The 14,312-nt window shown below is 66.7% G+C and carries 13 protein-coding genes; 7 read left to right on the top strand and 6 right to left on the bottom strand.

Going from position 1 to position 14,312, the window contains the following annotated elements; all coding sequences use genetic code 11:
• Window positions 1-53: 53 nt before the first annotated feature.
• The 5 genes from ACM9HJ_RS04240 to ACM9HJ_RS04260 all read right to left on the bottom strand — a co-directional run bounded on the left by ACM9HJ_RS04240 (window position 54) and on the right by ACM9HJ_RS04260 (window position 6,030).
• On the bottom strand, window positions 54-1,598 hold the full coding sequence (locus ACM9HJ_RS04240) for an AMP-binding protein (RefSeq protein WP_416570441.1): 1,545 nt from the start codon (window positions 1,596-1,598) through the stop codon (window positions 54-56).
• An 11-nt stretch (window positions 1,599-1,609) separates the two neighbouring features.
• A complete protein-coding gene (locus tag ACM9HJ_RS04245) occupies window positions 1,610-2,995 on the bottom strand; it encodes an MFS transporter (protein ID WP_416570442.1) in 1,386 nt (461 codons plus the stop codon).
• A 73-nt stretch (window positions 2,996-3,068) separates the two neighbouring features.
• Entirely contained in the window at window positions 3,069-4,295 is a 1,227-nt protein-coding gene (locus tag ACM9HJ_RS04250) for an acyl-CoA dehydrogenase family protein (protein WP_416570443.1), read from the bottom strand.
• A gap of 28 nt (window positions 4,296-4,323) precedes the next feature.
• Window positions 4,324-5,058 carry an SDR family NAD(P)-dependent oxidoreductase gene (locus tag ACM9HJ_RS04255; protein ID WP_416570444.1) on the bottom strand — a complete coding sequence of 245 codons (735 nt, stop codon included), beginning with the start codon at window positions 5,056-5,058 and terminating at the stop codon, window positions 4,324-4,326.
• 36 nt (window positions 5,059-5,094) lie between these two features.
• Window positions 5,095-6,030 carry a phosphotransferase family protein gene (locus ACM9HJ_RS04260; RefSeq protein ID WP_416570445.1) on the bottom strand — a complete coding sequence of 312 codons (936 nt, stop codon included), beginning with the start codon at window positions 6,028-6,030 and terminating at the stop codon, window positions 5,095-5,097.
• Between the two features lie 164 nt (window positions 6,031-6,194).
• Here ACM9HJ_RS04260 and ACM9HJ_RS04265 point away from each other — a divergent pair, with 164 nt between their 5' ends.
• The 6 genes from ACM9HJ_RS04265 to cofC all read left to right on the top strand — a co-directional run bounded on the left by ACM9HJ_RS04265 (window position 6,195) and on the right by cofC (window position 12,416).
• Entirely contained in the window at window positions 6,195-6,893 is a 699-nt protein-coding gene (locus ACM9HJ_RS04265) for a TetR/AcrR family transcriptional regulator (RefSeq protein WP_416570446.1), read from the top strand.
• Between the two features lie 61 nt (window positions 6,894-6,954).
• Window positions 6,955-9,399 (top strand): 5-amino-6-(D-ribitylamino)uracil--L-tyrosine 4-hydroxyphenyl transferase CofH, encoded by a 2,445-nt coding sequence (cofH, locus tag ACM9HJ_RS04270; protein ID WP_416570447.1) that lies wholly within the window; start codon window positions 6,955-6,957, stop codon window positions 9,397-9,399.
• A complete protein-coding gene (gene npdG, locus ACM9HJ_RS04275) occupies window positions 9,389-10,078 on the top strand; it encodes an NADPH-dependent F420 reductase (RefSeq protein WP_416570448.1) in 690 nt (229 codons plus the stop codon). The genes cofH and npdG overlap by 11 nt, the downstream gene beginning before the upstream one ends.
• Before the next feature lie 4 nt (window positions 10,079-10,082).
• The gene (gene cofE / locus ACM9HJ_RS04280; RefSeq protein WP_416570449.1) at window positions 10,083-10,844 is read left to right on the top strand and encodes a coenzyme F420-0:L-glutamate ligase; all 762 of its coding nucleotides are present in this window, start codon (window positions 10,083-10,085) and stop codon (window positions 10,842-10,844) included.
• Window positions 10,841-11,782 (top strand): 2-phospho-L-lactate transferase, encoded by a 942-nt coding sequence (gene cofD, locus ACM9HJ_RS04285; RefSeq protein WP_416570450.1) that lies wholly within the window; start codon window positions 10,841-10,843, stop codon window positions 11,780-11,782. Before cofE ends, cofD begins: the two co-directional genes overlap by 4 nt.
• Before the next feature lie 13 nt (window positions 11,783-11,795).
• Window positions 11,796-12,416 (top strand): 2-phospho-L-lactate guanylyltransferase, encoded by a 621-nt coding sequence (cofC, locus tag ACM9HJ_RS04290; protein WP_416570451.1) that lies wholly within the window; start codon window positions 11,796-11,798, stop codon window positions 12,414-12,416.
• A 194-nt stretch (window positions 12,417-12,610) separates the two neighbouring features.
• On the opposite strand, the gene ACM9HJ_RS04295 is transcribed toward cofC, so the two are convergent.
• Window positions 12,611-14,005 (bottom strand): amidohydrolase, encoded by a 1,395-nt coding sequence (locus ACM9HJ_RS04295; RefSeq protein ID WP_416570452.1) that lies wholly within the window; start codon window positions 14,003-14,005, stop codon window positions 12,611-12,613.
• A 7-nt stretch (window positions 14,006-14,012) separates the two neighbouring features.
• On the opposite strand from ACM9HJ_RS04295, the gene ACM9HJ_RS04300 reads away from it, so the two are divergent.
• Window positions 14,013-14,261 carry a ferredoxin gene (locus ACM9HJ_RS04300; protein ID WP_416570453.1) on the top strand — a complete coding sequence of 83 codons (249 nt, stop codon included), beginning with the start codon at window positions 14,013-14,015 and terminating at the stop codon, window positions 14,259-14,261.
• Window positions 14,262-14,312: the final 51 nt, after the last annotated feature.

Here is a 14,312-nt window from a genome sequence, read left to right on the forward strand (position 1 = left end):
CCGTCGTTCTTCAATCAACTTTTGCACTATAGTGCAATATTTAAGAGACCCGATCAACCCCCGATCATGCGGTCGGTGGGCCAATAACGGCGCTTCAGTTCGCGCTTGTTGATCTTGCCCATGACGTTGCGGCCGATATCGGCCACGAACTCGTAACTGCGCGGGCATTTGTAGCCGGCCAGATGCTGGCGGCAGAAAAGGTTCAGCGTGTCGGCACTGGGTGGGTTGGCGGGATCGGCGGCGATGACCAGGGCCTTCACCTCCTCCCCCATCTCCTTGTTGGGCGCGCCGATCACGGCGACGTCGGCGATATCGGGATGCTGCAACAGCACCTGCTCCGTCTCCGCCGGATAGATATTGACCCCGCCGCTGACGATCATGTCGGACACGCGGTCGGTGATGAAGACGAAGCCCTCCTCATCGATATACCCGACCTCACCCAGGGTGAAGACACCCGGCGCGATATGGGCCTGGGCGGTCTTGTCCGGATCATTGTGATAGATGATGCCGCGCCCGGTCGTGTCGCGGAAATAAAGCTGGCCGACCTGGTTGGGACCCAGCTCCCCCCCATCCTCCCCGATGATCACCACCTGGAAGGGCGGGACGGCGGGACCGACGGAACCGGGCTTGCGCAGCCAGTCCACGGAATTGATCATGTTGGTGGTGCCGGCCTCCGTACCGCCATAAGCCTCCACCAGCACCGGCCCGAACCAGTCGATCATCCGCTGTTTCACATCGCGCGGACAGGCGGCCCCGGTATGGGCCAACCGCTTGACCGTGGAGACGTCGTACCGCGCCTTCACCGCGTCCGGCAGCGCCAGCAGACGGGAGAAATGGGTGGGCACCATCACCGAATTGGCGATAGCATGGGTCTGGATGGTGCGCAGCACCGTCTCCGGATCGAACCCTTCCATCGTCACCAGCCCCATGCCGCCCAGCATGGACCGGACCATGGTCAGCGGACCGGTATGATAAAGCGGACCGGCGACGACGCCGGGACCGGCCGGCAGCAAGGCCGCACGCTGGCGCAGGATGGCGACCAGATCGGCGACACTGGCGGCGGGCGGGAAATAGGCGGGTGGGGTTTCCGTGGCCTTGGGCCGGCCGGTGGTGCCCGACGTGTAATGCAGGTGCGGCACCGGCCGCATATCCGTCGGTGGCTCCCCGTCGCTGGCTGCGTCCAGCCAGGTTTCCCAGGCGATCAGGCCCGGTGTCGGCGGACAGCGCCAGCCGATGATTGTGCCGATCCCTGCCTTGGCCGCCGCCTCCAGCCCGGCCTTGGCATTTTCCGGTCCCACGAACAGCACCGACGCACCGCTGTCGGTCAGGATATAGACCAGTTCATCCACGGTCAGATGGAAGTTCGCGGGCACCGCCGACACCCCGGCCAGCACCGTGCCGGCATAGGCCAGCACCCCATCGGCACTGTTGGCGGCATAGACGGCCGCACGGCGTTCGCGCAAATAGTCCAGGGACAAGAGCGCATTGGTCACCCGGTTCAGCACCCGGTCCAGCGCCGTCCAGTCATACCGCACCCGTTCATCGGCCAGCGCCAGCCCGTCCAGGGGCAGCGCACCGGCAGGTTTAACCAGGGACATCGGTCCTCTCCTCAAGGGGTCTGTGCGTTGGCACCGGCCGCCGCACTCTCCGCCCGCAGCACGGCGGGGGCGAGATAGCGCAGGGCGGCGCGCATGGCGATGAAGGCCACGACGAAGCAGGACACGACGACGATCATCATCGACGATCCGATACGCGCCTCGTCCTGGAACACGAAATCGGTGATGGCGCCCACCATGGCCGGCCCGGCACCCAGACCCAGGATGGTGAAGCAGAACAGGAAACCGGCGATCAGGCGGCCGCGCACCACATTGGGCGCCAGCAGCGCCACGATGGAGGAGACATAGATCATGAAGGGCACGGTGGCGAACTGCACCACGCAGTACAGCACCAGGAACAGCCAGGCATTGCCGGTCAGGAACATGGCGAAGGCGGCGGGCCCCGTGACCAGCAGCAGCCAGCTGTAGAAGCGCAGATGCGCATCCTTCATGCCACGCCCGAACAGATGATCGACGACCCGCCCATTCACCACCAGCGATACCGCGGCGATGATGTTCATCAGGCTCAGCGCCGGGCCGTATTGCAGCGGCGTCCAGCCGAAGGCGCGGCCGATATAGGTGGGGATCCAGGAGGTCAGCGTATAGCCGACGATGGCCAGCCCGGAAAAGCTGATCAGCATCAAGGACACCAGCTGCCAGTTGGCCCGGACGAAGGCGGTCAGCGGCCCGCCGCCCTGGGCCTGCGCCTTTGCCGCCATGGCGGCCACGCCTGCCGTTTCCCGCCGCGCCGGCTCCCGGAAGGTGAAGACGGCCAATGCCAGGACAAAGCCCGGCAGGCCCACCATGATCATCACCAGATGCCAGGCCGCCGCCTCGCCCAGGAAGGGCCAGTCGGTGCCGTCCAGCGTCGCGGCATAGGCGATGGCCAGACCGCCCAGACCGAAGGCGGCGGCCGACCCGACCTTGCCCGCCATCTGGAACACCGACGTGGCCAGCGTCAGCTTGCTACGCGGGAATTCGTCAGCCAGCAGGGAATAGGCGGCCGGCAACAGCGCCGCCTCCCCGATGCCCACGGCGATGCGGGCCAGCAGCAAGGCTTCGAACGAGCGGGCGAAGCCGGTGGCCACCGTCGCTGCCGCCCACAGGGTGACGCCGAAAAACACCACCCAGCGCCGCGCATAGCGATCCACGGCCCAGCCCAGCGGAATGCCGAAGACGGCATAGAACACGGCGAAGGCCGGACCCAGCAGCAGGCTGATCTGGAAATCGGACAGCAACAGGTCGGCCTTGATCGGCCCCACCAGCATCGACAGGATCAGCCGGTCCAGCCAGGAGAAGACATAGAGGCCGAACAGCACGGCCACCATCCACCAGCTGCTGAAGCCGACGTCCCGCGCATCCGCGGCCTTCACGGGCGTGCCCGTCACATCCTGCGCCATATCCGATTTCCTCCCATTGCACTGCTCACGTCACCGGCCTGTTCTTGTTATCGCCGGTACTGCTTTTGTGGGCTCAGCGTAGTGGCTTGGCTGTGTATTCAGCGATCTTCAGCTTACCGAGCTGGGCCATATGCACCTCGTCCGGGCCATCGGTCAGGCGGACATAGCGGTTGGTCAGGAAAAGCTGGGCCACGGGCGTGTCGCCGCTGACGCCGGCGCCGCCATGGGCCTGGATGGCGCGGTCGCCCACGGTCTGGGCCATCTGCGGCGCCACGATCTTGATGGCGGCGATCAGGTCCTTGGCGACCTTGTTGCCATAGCGGTCCATGGCATCGGCCGCCTTCAGGGTCAGCAGCCGGGCCATCTCGATCTCGCAGAACGACTTGGCGACGTCCTGGCGGATGCTGCCCTGTTCGGACAGCTTGCGGCCATAGGCGACGCGGTTGTCCACCCGGTGCGCCATATGTTCCAGCATGCGCTGCGCCTGACCGATGGAGCGCATGCAATGATGGATGCGGCCGGGACCCAGGCGGCCCTGCGCGATCTCGAACCCGCGGCCCTCGCCCAGCACCAGATTCTCCTTGGGCACGCGCACATCGGTGAAGCGCAGTTCGGCATGGCCACCCGGCGAATGATAGGTGCCGAAGACGGACAGCGGCCGCACGATCTCTACGCCCGGCGTGTCGCGCGGCACCAGGATCATCGAATGGCGCTGATGCTTCGGCCCGTCGGACAGCGTCCGGCCCAGCACGATCAGCAGCTTGCAATCGGGGTTCATCACCCCGGAAATCCACCATTTCCGGCCGTTGATCACGTAATCGTCGCCATCGGGCAAGATGGTGGTGGCGATGTTGGTGGCGTCGGACGAGGCCACGTCCGGCTCCGTCATCACATAGGCCGACCGGATGGCGCCATCCAGCAGCGGCCGCAGCCAGCGTTCCTGCTGTTCCGGCGTGCCATACTTGGCCAGCACTTCCATATTGCCGGTGTCGGGCGCGTTGCAGTTGAAGAATTCCGAACTGGCCGACACCCGCCCCATGATCTCCGCCAGCGGCGCATATTCCAGGTTGGTCAGGCCGGGGCTCCAGGCGCCGTACTCATGCGGCAGGAACAGGTTCCACAGGCCGGCATCGCGCGCCTTCTGCTTGATGGCATCGGCCCCCGGCCAGGGCTGCCACAGCTTGGTCGGGTCCTGCAGCCATTTCTCCCGCTCCTTCTCGATCGGGTAGATATGGCTTTCCATGAAGGATTCCAGCCGGGCGATCAGGTCCTTGACCTTGTCGGAATGCTCGAAATTCATCTGTTTTCTCCTGCGGGACAGCCGCTTCTCAGAGCGTCAGGCCGCCATCGACGATCAGGGTCTGGCCGGTGACGTAAGACGCCATGGGCGAGGCCAGGAACAAAGCCACCCCGGCCATGTCGTCCGGCAGGCCGAACCGGCCCAGCGGGATCTTGGACAAGGCACGCTCGCGCCGCTGCGGATGCTCCGTCGTCACCTTGGTCAGCTTGGTATCGACCAGGCCTGGAGCGAAGCCGTTGACCCGGATGCCCTGCGGGGCCCAGGCCTGGCCCAAGGTCTTGACCAGGCTGACCGCACCGGCCTTGGACGCGGCATAGGCCGGGTTGCCCATCACGGCGGTGAAACCGGCCACGGAACTGACCACCACGACATTGCCCTTCGCCGCCGCCAGTGCCGCCTCGAACCGCTGGGCGCAGTGCAGGACGCTGTCGACATTGATGGCCATGACCTTGTCCCAGCCTTCGCGCGAGAATTCCTGGCGGCGGTACAGGACCGTGCCCTGGGACAGCACCAGCACATCCAGCTGCCCGAACGGGCCGGGTGCGGCGGCGATGGCGTCCGGGTCGCTGACATCGACCTGGGTGTAACCCAGGCCCGTCAGGTCCGACCCCTCCACCCCGTCATATTCCGATGCCGACGCTCGCGTACCCCAGACATGCACCACGGCACCGCGGGCGCGGAAGGCCTGGGCGATGCCGTTGCCGATACCGCTGGATCCGCCGACCACCAGCACATTCTTGCCCGTGAAATCCGTATCACTCATCTTCCACCCCTCTGGGCCACGCCTCTTGCGGGCGCGTCAGCCGATCCAATTCAAGGCGCGCTGGAACAGGCGCACCGCCCGTCCATGCAGCTTCTCGCCGGTTTCCATTGGTGCCTGCCCGGCGCAGGCGCGGGCGTAGCTGCCTTCCAGCAGGATGCCCAGCTTGTAGCAGGCAAGCACCCGGTACCAGCCGACCGAAGACAGGTCGCGGTCGCTATGCGCCGCGTAATGCGCCACCAGCTCGTCACCAGTGGGAAAGCCGATCCAGGGCTGCACCGACACGGTGCCCGCCTCCCCCGGTTCCGGCCATGTCGCCAGCAGCCAGCCCAGATCGATCAGCGGATCGCCGATCGTGGCCAGTTCCCAATCGATGATCGCCGCCAGTTCCGGCCCATCCGGCCGGTACATCACGTTACCCAGATGATAATCGCCATGCAGGATGCCGGGCCGTGCGTCACTGGGCCGGTTGGTCTCCAGCCACGCGGCAACATCCGCCACCCCCGGCAGCCCGCCCAGCCCCGGCCAGCCCTGGAAGGCGGCATAGCCCTCCAGTTGCCCGCGCCAGCGCGACACCTGCCGTTCCAGGAACTTCTCCGGCTTGCCGAACCCGTTCAGGCCCAATGCCATCGGGTCCAGCATGCCCAGGCTTGCGATCCCTTCCACCAGGGCCAGCCCCATCCGGTGCTGCACATCGGCATTTTCCGCATGCAGCGAAGGCAGGCCCGCCGCCGGGTTGAAGCCGTCCACCGGTTCCATCAGATAGAAGACGGCACCCAGCACCCCCTCATCCTCGCACGCCGCGATCAGGCCGGGATGGGGCACGCCGGTGCCCGCCAGGGCACCCAGCACCCGTGCCTCCCGCCGCATCGTCTCGTTCGAATTGGCCCGCGGATGCATCGGTGGGCGGCGCAGCACGAAGGCGCGGCCGTCCAGGGTGAAGCGCAACAGGATGTTCTGCGTACCCCCGGTCAAGGGCACGCAATCCCTGACGGGACCGCGCCCAAGCCCTTGGCGTTCCATCCATCCCGCGAGTGCGAAAAGGTCTTGTGCGGCCTCCACTTCGTGGTTCCTCCCGTGATTAATTCAGTTGGATAATGCGATTGACGTAGATTTTTGGCAATGGTATTTTTGCACTCATGGTTAGATTAGACACAAAACAACCCAGCCTGGCCGCCGACCATATAAAGCTGGTCGCCCGCCGCCTGTTCGCCGAACGGGGGGTGGATGGCGTGACGGTGCGGGAGATCGCCATGGCCGCCGGGCAGAAGAACCACGGCGCCGTCGGCTATCATTTCGGGTCGAAGGAAGCGCTGGTCCGCGACATCATCCTGGATGGCGCCATCCTGATCGATCAGCGACGCAACGCCGCCCTGGACGCGCTGGAGGCTGACGGCGGCCCCCGCACGATCCGGGAAATCGTCGATGTTCTGGTCCAGTCCTCGGTGAATATGGGGGAGGATGGCGATGCCGAAGGCACCTATATCCGCTTTGTCACCATGCTGGGCATGACGCATCGCGACCTGTTCATCGATGCCCTGCAGGGCAAGTGGAATTCGGGCTATCTGCGCTGCCTGGACCATCTGCGCCGGCTGATGCCGCCCATGCCGGCGGCCATGAAGAACCAGCGTTTCATTTTCATGGGTGCCGCCCTGGGCAGCGTGCTGTCGATGCGGGAGGCGGCGCTGACCGACACGGTGCGCGACCATCCCGTCTGGCGGTCGTCCACGGTCATCCCGCATTTCGTCCTGTCGCTGACGGCCCTGCTGGAAGCGCCGGCGGAAGATGCGACCGTCCTGAACGGCCACGCGGGCGATGTGCCGGCGATTGCCGGCTGATCATCACACTATCCGGAAAAGACGGGCCTATAGTCCGCATCCATCATCAGGGAGGTCGCGAGTGACGCAAACCAGCCTGTCCGATCCGTCGATGGCCGCCGACGATGCGGCCCTGCGCCGCCATTTGCTGGATGCCGCCCTGCCGGACCTGATGGACCGGGCCGAGGCGTTGTGCCGGTCGGGCCATGGAAGGATCGTCAGCTATTCGCGCAAGGTCTTCATCCCGCTGACCCAGCTGTGCCGCGACCTTTGCCATTACTGCACCTTCTCCCGCGTGCCGGGCCGGGGCCAGAAGGCCTATCTGACCCCCGATGAGGTGCTGGCCATCGCCCGGGAAGGCCAGCGCGCCGGCTGTACGGAGGCGCTGTTCACCCTGGGCGAGAAGCCGGAACTGCGCCATGGGGTAGCGCGGGACGAGCTGGCGCGGCTGGGCCATGACAGTACGCTCTCCTACCTCACCGCCATGTGCGATCTGGTGCTGAAGCAGACGGGCCTGCTGCCGCATGTCAATGCCGGCACCATGGAAGCCGACGAGATGGCGGCGCTGCGCCGCGTGTCCGTCTCCCAGGGACTGATGCTGGAGACCATCTCCGACCGGCTGGGTGAAAAGGGTGGGCCGCATTACCGTTCGCCGGACAAGGTGCCGGCCCGGCGGCTGGAGACCATCCGGCTGGCCGGTGAACTTTCCGTGCCGTTCACCAGCGGCATCCTGATCGGCATCGGGGAGACAAGGGCAGAACGGATCGACGCCCTGCTGGCGCTGCGCGACCTGCATCGCCGCTACGGCCATATCCAGGAAATCATCGTCCAGAATTTCCGGGCCAAGCCGCGCACGCCCATGGCCGGGCACCCCGAACCGGACATGGACGACCTGCTCTGGACCATCGCCGTCGCCCGGCTGATCCTGGGCCCGGACATGAACATCCAGGCCCCGCCCAACCTGTCCAGTGCGGATTATCCCCGCCTGCTGACGGCCGGCATCAATGATTGGGGCGGCATCTCCCCCGTCACGCCCGATCATGTGAACCCGGAAGCACCCTGGCCCGCCATCGAGCGGCTGCGCGCCGCCACGGCGACGCAGGGCCGTCTGCTGGTGCCGCGTCTGCCCGTCTACCCCGCCTATGCGCTGGACAGCGCCCGCTGGCAGGAACCTTCCCTGGCCAGTCTGGTCCGCCAGGGCATGGATGGGGAAGGTTTCGCCCGCGACGATGATTGGTGCCCCGGTTCCACCGTCACCCCGCGCGTGCGCCCGCCCGCCCCCGGCCTGGAACCCGATGCCGGCATTGCCGCCCTCCTGGACCGTGCCGTCGCCGGAGAGATGCTGGGTGAAGCGGAGATCACCCGCCTGTTCGCCACGCGCGATGTGGAGGTGGAACAGGTCTGCACCGCCGCCGACAATCTGCGCCGCATGGTCAATGGCGACACCGTCACCTATGTGGTGAACCGCAACATCAACTACACCAATATCTGCACCTATAAATGCGGCTTCTGCGCCTTTTCCAAGGGCAGCACCGAAGACCATCTGCGCGGCAAACCCTATGACCTGGACCAGGGCGAAGTGCTGCGCCGCGTGGCCGAAGCCGCCACCCGTGGCGCCACGGAGGTCTGCCTGCAGGGCGGCATCCACCCGCACTATACCGGCGACACCTATCTGACCCTGGCCCGCGCCATCCGTGCGGCGTCGCCCGACATGCATATCCACGCCTTCTCCGCCCTGGAAGTGTCGCAGGGGGCCGCCACGCTGGGCCTGCCCGTGCGCGATTTCCTGGCACGGCTGAAGGCGGCGGGCCTGTCCACCCTGCCCGGCACGGCGGCGGAGGTGCTGGATGACGAAATTCGGGATGTTATCTGCCCCGACAAACTGTCCACCACCGAATGGCTGGAGGTGATCGGCACGGCGCATGAACTGGGCCTGCCCACCACCGCCACCATCATGTTCGGCCATGTCGACCACCCGCGCCACTGGGCCCGCCACCTGATCCGCATCCGTGATTTGCAGCGGCGGACCGGCGGCTTCACCGAATTCGTGCCGCTGCCCTTCGTGCATATGGAAGCGCCCATGGCCCTGCGCGGCCGCACGCGCAAGGGCCCGACCTTCCGGGAGGTGCGGTTGATGCATGCCGTGGCAAGGCTGGTGCTGCACCCGCTGATCGCCAATATCCAGCTGTCCTGGGTGAAGCTGGGCCCGGCCGGCGCGCATATCGTGCTGGATGGCGGGGTCAACGACCTGGGCGGCACGCTGATGGATGAAAGCATCTCCCGCGCCGCCGGCACACGCCATGGCCAGGAAATGCCGCCGGAAGCCATGGAAGACCTGATCCTGGCCGCCGGGCGCACGCCCCGCCAGCGCACCACCCTTTACGGCCCTGTCGATGCCGCCACCCAGGCCCTGGGTCGTGGTGCCGCACCGCTGGCGCCGCTGGTGCTGACAGCACCACGCAAACAAGACAACAAACGGCCCCCGGCCGAACAGGTGAGGAAAGAGAGCGTTTGCCATGCCGAATGACACCCATACACCCCGCCCGACCATCGCCGTCCTGGGCGGCACCGGCAAGGAAGGCAGCGGGCTGGCCCTGCGCTGGGCCAATGCCGGCTACCCCGTGATCATCGGCAGCCGGTCGGCCGAGCGCGCCCAAGAGGCGGCGGCGGAGATCAATAGACTGCTGGGCCGCGACGCCGCCCGAGGTGCCGCCAATACCGACGCCGCCGCAGAGGCTGCGATCATCGTGCTGACCGTCCCCTTCGCCGCGCAGAAATCGACGGTGGAGGAGGTGCGCGCGCAGCTGGACGGCAAGATCCTGGTCGATGTCACCGTCCCGCTGGTCCCGCCCAAGGTCAACCGCGTGCAGCTGCCCGATGACGGTTCGGCGGTGGAGGCGGTGCAGACCCTGCTGGGGCCCGGCGTGAAGGTCGTCTCCGCCTTCCAGAACATCTCCGCCCATCACCTGAAGAAGCTGGACCATGTCATCGATTGCGACGTGCTGGTCTGCGCCGATGACAAGGACGCCGCCGATCAGGTGATCGAACTGGCAAAATCCGCCGGGCTGGGCGCATGGTATGGCGGTGTGCTGGCCAATTCCGTGGTGGCGGAGGGTTTGACATCGGTGCTGATCGCGCTCAACCAACGCTACAAGGTGCCGGCGGCCGGCATCCGCATCACCGGCGTTCCGCGTCCGGAAGCCTGATCCCATGGCCGGCCTGACCCTCACCGCGCCCGCCTTCCCGCACATGGTGGCACCGGGCGACGATCTGGCCGGCCTGATCGCCGACGCCCTGGCCGGCGAGGGGCTGGTGCTAGAACCTGATGACGTGCTGGTTCTGGCCCAGAAGATCGTTTCCAAGGCGGAGGGGCGGCTGGTCCGGCTGGCCGATGTCACGCCCTCGCCCCGTGCCACGGAACTGGCGGAGGTCACGGCCAAGGATGCAAGGCTGGTGGAACTGGTGCTGTCGGAAGCCAGCGAGGTGGTGCGGGCACGACGCGGCGTCATCATCGTCCGCCACCGGTTGGGCATGGTGCTGGCCAATGCCGGCATCGACCAGTCCAATGTCACGCAGGAGGGTGATGGCACCGCCCTGCTGCTACCCGCCGACCCGGATGCCAGTTGCGCCGCCTTGCGCGATCGGCTGGCCAGTCTGACCGGCGTGGCCCCGGCCGTGATGATCGTGGACAGCGTGGGCCGTGCCTGGCGCAACGGCACCATCGGCACCGCCATCGGCATTGCCGGCGCACCGGGCCTGGCCAATCTGCGCGGCCGGCCCGACCTGTTCCACCGTCCCCTGATGACGACGGAGGTCGGCTTCGCGGATGAGGTTGCCGCCGCCGCCTCCCTGCTGATGGGTCAGGCGGCGGAGGGACGGCCCCTGGTGCTGGTGCGCGGCCTGTCCCTGTCGCGCCGCGACGGCAGCGCCGCCGAACTGATCCGTCCGTTGCAACAGGACATGTTCCGATGAAGCCTGGACATTATCTGGCCCTGGCGGGCGGTGTGGGCGGGGCGCGGCTGGCGGCCGGGTTGGCCCGTGCCCTGCCAGCCGGGCACCTGACCGTCGCCGTCAATACCGGCGATGATTTCGACCATGTCGGCCTGCATGTGGCACCCGATATCGACACCGTCACCTATACGCTGGCCGGCATCAACAATGCCGAACAGGGCTGGGGCATCGGCGGTGAAAGCTGGGCCGCCATGGGGGCGTTGACGCGGCTGGGCGGGCCGGACTGGTTCCTGCTGGGCGACCAGGATCTGGCCACCCATATCCTGCGCACCCAGCGTATGCGGGCGGGCGAAACCCTGTCCGCCATCACCGCCGATTTCGCCGCCCGCCTAGGCATCAGCCAGACCATCGTGCCGATGTCCGACGATCCGGTGCGCAGCATCGTGGAAACCGACGAAGGCACCCTGCCCTTCCAGGAATATTTCGTCCGCCGCCGCTGCGAACCGCGCTTCCGGTCGATCCGGTTCGAAGGTGCCGAGACGGCGCGGCCCGCCGCCGGCCTGCTGGCGGCCCTGGACGATCCCGCCCTGGCCGGCATCATCCTCTGCCCGTCCAACCCCATCCTGTCGGTGCGTCCCATCCTCAGCCTGCCCGGCATCGCCGACCGGCTGCGGGCACGGCGCGTGCCCATCGTCGCCGTCTCCCCCTTCATCGGGGCCAAGGCAGTGAAGGGGCCGGCAGGGAAGATATTCGCCGAACTGGGGCTGGCGCCGACACCATCGGGCCTGATCGCATGCTATGATGGCCTGATCGACGGGCTGGTCATCGACCATGAAGATACGGACGCCGCCTGCCCTGTCCGCCGCCATGTCACCGGCACATTGATGCGCGACAGTGACGACCAGACGCGGCTGGCGCGTGAGGTTCTGGATTTCACCACGGCCCTGCATGCAGGGTGAGGGAGGGTGAGCGATGAAGATCAACATCCTCATTCCCGTCCGCGCCCTGCATGACGGCAAGCGCCGGCTCAGCCCGGCCTTGTCGGCCACCGAACGCCGCGCCCTGACCGGCTGGTTCTTCACCCGCACCGTGGCCGTGGCCCGCTCCGTGCTGCCGGCATCCGACATCATTCTGGTCAGCGCTGCCCCGGACCTGCTGGCCTATGGCCAGGAGGCCGGGCTGCATATAGTGGCGGAGGCCCATCCCGGCGACCTGAACACCGCCCTGCGCCTGGGTGCCGCCGCCGCCCGGCGGAAGGGTGCCGACGCCACGCTTTGCCTCAGCTGCGACCTACCATTCCTGGAACGAAACGATCTTGAGGCGATGATCGCCACGGCCCGGCCGGGTGCGGTCACCATCGCCCCAGATCGTTCCGGTATCGGAACCAATGCCATGCTGACGGCCCCTATCGGCGCCATTCCCTTCCTCTACGGTCAGAACAGCTTCACCGCCCACAGCGCCGCTGCCAAGGCCGCCGGCCTTATCCAGACCACCCTCCGCCGCCGGGGCTTCGCCTGCGACATCGACCTGCCGGCGGACCTGGACAGTATCGGGTTCATGAAGAACGATCGGCACATAATCGCAGCCGAATAGACGGCCGGCCAGATGCCGGTCTTCCACCGGCGCCGGAACATGCGGCAAGCATGGCCATACCGGCGTTGCCGGACCCACAGACCAAGCCGAAAACGACCTTGGCGCGTCGGCTTCCGCCAAGAGCGTAAGGGCCAGCGCGGAATTGCGCGCTTTATACCGCGCGTAACCCTCAGCGCCGATGAACGCCCCCCCGCTCACGACCGGTCGGTATAGTCGAGTGCCGGGGCGCGGTCGCCCAGCAGCGGCTTGTAGGCGAAATCCTTGCCCCGGCTCTTCTCCAGTTCCTCCTTCGCCCTGGCCGCAATCTCCGGCTTGCGGAACAGCTCCGTGGCGGACAAAGCCAGGGTCTTGGCGGCGACGAGCGCCCCCTTCACCCCGATGCTGGTGCCGCTGGCCGACGCCGCCTGCCAGCTATGCGGCGGAGTGCCGGCGGGCCAGGTGGCCGTACCCAGGCTGGCCGTGGGCACCACCCAGCTGATGTCGCCGACATCCGAGGATGCGGAACCCTTGCGGCCGAATTCATAGGTACCGATCTTCGACGGGTCGCCCGGATCGCCATTGCCGCCGGGCAGCAACGCCGCGACGGACTTGGCATAGGCGGCCTCCACGGCCGTGAAGCTGTAGCCGCCCACGCGGTTCAGGCTGGCATCCACCACCCGGCCCAGCGTGTCGTTGGGCAGGGTGGAGTAGGAGCCGCCGATGATCTCCACCGCCACCTTGGTGCCGGTGGCCAGGGCGGCACCGTCGGCGGCCTTCTGCACCCGATCCCAAACATCCTGGACCACCGCCGGATCATGGTGGCGGACATAATAGAAGCTCTGCGCGTTGGCCGGCACGATGTTCGGCTGATCGCCGCCATTGGTGATCGTGTAATGGATGCGGGTTTCCTGTGGCACATGCTCACGCAGATAATTGACCGCGATATTATGCAGCTCCACCCCGTCCAGGGCGGAGCGGCCGCGTTCGGGGGCGGCGGCGGCGTGGGAGGGCACACCGGTGAAGGTGAACTTGGCCGTCAGCATCGACAGAAGCTGACCCTGAGAGGCGCGGTTGGACCCGCCGGGGTGCCAGGACAGGACGGCATCCACATCCTTGAACAGCCCGTCGCGCACGAAATAGACCTTGGCGAAGCCGCCCTCCTCCGCCGGGCTGCCATAGAGGCGGATGGTGCCCTTCACGCCTGTCTTGTCCAGCCACTGTTTCAGGGCGATGGCCGCCGTGACCGACGCCGCCCCCAGCAGATTATGGCCGCAGGCATGGCCGGCAATGCCGCCGGCCGACTGGCGGGCCGGGTCGGCCGTCTGCGAAAGGCCGGGCAGCGCGTCATATTCGGCCAGCAGGGCGATGACCGGACCGCCCGACCCGGCCGTGGCCACGAAGGCGGTGGGAATACCGGCCACGCCGGTTTCGATCTTGAACCCGGCCTCCTTCAATTCCTTCTGAAGCCGGGCAGCGCTCTTGGTCTCCTTGAAACCGATCTCGGCATAGGACCAGACATCCCCGGCCACCGATGACAGCTTGGGCGTCAGCTTGTCCACCGCAGCCAGGACCAGCCTGGCATCGGCCTCCTCCGGGGCCGAGATCGGCAAGACATTGATGCAGGTGGTCCGCGATGACAGCGGATTTGAAGACCTGATCGCCATGTGCGGCGGTTGCCTGTCCTGCGCCACCTGTCACGTTCATGTCGAAGGTGCGGCCGAAGAGGCCCTGCCCCCGCTTGGCCAGGATGAGGATGATCTGCTGGCGGGATCGCCCGACAGAAGTGCAGGCTCCCGGCTGTCCTGCCAGATCCCCATTACCGGAAACCTGGAAGGCATCCGGGTGCGGATTGCGGATGAAGGCTGACATTTCAGCCGCCTGAGGTATCAAAAAATCTGAACAGCACCAAGGTTGGGA

Origin of the sequence: Niveispirillum sp. KHB5.9, from assembly GCF_048066115.1 — a bacterium.
Lineage (GTDB): Bacteria > Pseudomonadota > Alphaproteobacteria > Azospirillales > Azospirillaceae > Niveispirillum.

Bases quoted from the DNA above. Each gene is read 5' to 3' on its own strand.
- ACM9HJ_RS04240 (WP_416570441.1), bottom strand. From the start codon at position 1,598: ATGTCCCTGGTTAAACCTGCCGGTGCGCTGCCCCTGGACGGGCTGGCG.
- ACM9HJ_RS04265 (WP_416570446.1), top strand. From the start codon at position 6,195: ATGGTTAGATTAGACACAAAACAACCCAGCCTGGCCGCCGACCATATA.
- npdG (WP_416570448.1), top strand. From the start codon at position 9,389: ATGCCGAATGACACCCATACACCCCGCCCGACCATCGCCGTCCTGGGC.
- ACM9HJ_RS04245 (WP_416570442.1), bottom strand. From the start codon at position 2,995: ATGGCGCAGGATGTGACGGGCACGCCCGTGAAGGCCGCGGATGCGCGG.
- cofD (WP_416570450.1), top strand. From the start codon at position 10,841: ATGAAGCCTGGACATTATCTGGCCCTGGCGGGCGGTGTGGGCGGGGCG.
- ACM9HJ_RS04250 (WP_416570443.1), bottom strand. From the start codon at position 4,295: ATGAATTTCGAGCATTCCGACAAGGTCAAGGACCTGATCGCCCGGCTG.
- cofC (WP_416570451.1), top strand. From the start codon at position 11,796: ATGAAGATCAACATCCTCATTCCCGTCCGCGCCCTGCATGACGGCAAG.
- ACM9HJ_RS04255 (WP_416570444.1), bottom strand. From the start codon at position 5,058: ATGAGTGATACGGATTTCACGGGCAAGAATGTGCTGGTGGTCGGCGGA.
- ACM9HJ_RS04300 (WP_416570453.1), top strand. From the start codon at position 14,013: ATGCAGGTGGTCCGCGATGACAGCGGATTTGAAGACCTGATCGCCATG.
- cofE (WP_416570449.1), top strand. From the start codon at position 10,083: ATGGCCGGCCTGACCCTCACCGCGCCCGCCTTCCCGCACATGGTGGCA.